Raw genomic sequence first — 1,119 nt, forward strand, 5'->3', positions numbered from 1 at the left:
CCGGTCGCCTGGGTGCCGGAAACGAGACGCCCGAGGTGTCCCGTGGCGCTTTGGCCCTCCTCCGAAGGATTGGATCCCCGTGCCCTCTCAGATTCGCCGTTCCCCCTCCACCACCCGTGAGCGCATCGTGGCGCCGCCGCTCCCGTCCCGCCGCCCCCGCCCGGGCGCCGTCTCCACGGACAATGGACACCGACCCGTTCGAAACCCTCGTCCAGGAGCCACGATTTCCGATGCACTCGCCCGCGAGGCTGCGCCGGCCGTGCGGCTGCGTGCCGACTTCCACCCCACCGGGGTGCTGGCGCGCACGGACAAGTCCACCCTGGTGAGAGGCCGCTGCGGAGGCGAACCCGTGGTCGCCAAGATCCTGACCGACCTCTCACCGTTGTGGGCGGGCAAGTTCGCCCAGGAACGCGACGCCTACCAGGCCCTCTCCCACGCACGGCCGCCGGTGCGTGTGCCCCGTCTGTTCGCTGCGGACGCCACCGTTTTGATCATCGAGTACGTGGAGGGGCGCCACCCGGTTCCGGACCGTGTCCGCTACCCCACCCACACCATCAGCACACCGGACCTGAGGACGATCACGGACACCTTGCAGGCGGTGGGCAGCTGGCAGGCCCCGGCCTCGGTCTGCCCCCAGACCTTCGACTACCAGGAGCGGCTCGAGCGCGAGCACGACAAGGGGTGGGTCAGCGACCAACACCTGTACGCGCTGACACAGTTGCTCGAGCGGGCCGGAGGCGAACGGGGCCTCGCCCACGGCGACCCGCTCCTGACCAACTTCCTCTTCGACCCCCACGGCAATGTCACGCTGATCGACTGGGAGCATGCGGGACGCTACCTGCCCGGATACGACTTGGCGGTCCTGTGGACCATCCTGGCGAATGCCCCCCGGGCACGCCGTCACATCCAGCGGCGCATCCTCGGCCAAGGACCCCGGGCCCAAGCAGCCTTCGAGGTCAACCGAGCCCTGGTCCTGGCCCGGGAGCTGCGTATCCACAGCGACATCCCGTCTGCGCCGTGGAGGGATGAGCGGCTCACCGTGTTGGCCCGCGACTGGGCCGATATCACCAGGACCCTCCTGGGCTGATGCCCCGGGCGTCTCGTGTCCGGCCCCGCAGC

General features: G+C 70.0%; 1 protein-coding gene. It reads left to right on the top strand.

The annotated features are described in order from the left end of the window. Positions 1–259 precede the first annotated feature (259 nt). On the top strand, positions 260–1,087 hold the full coding sequence (locus tag DQW06_RS15045) for an aminoglycoside phosphotransferase family protein (protein ID WP_157983449.1): 828 nt from the start codon (positions 260–262) through the stop codon (positions 1,085–1,087). Positions 1,088–1,119 lie beyond the last annotated feature (32 nt).

Origin of the sequence: Nocardiopsis sp. TNDT3 (genome assembly GCF_003427465.1) — a bacterium.
Lineage (GTDB): Bacteria > Actinomycetota > Actinomycetes > Streptosporangiales > Streptosporangiaceae > Nocardiopsis > Nocardiopsis dassonvillei.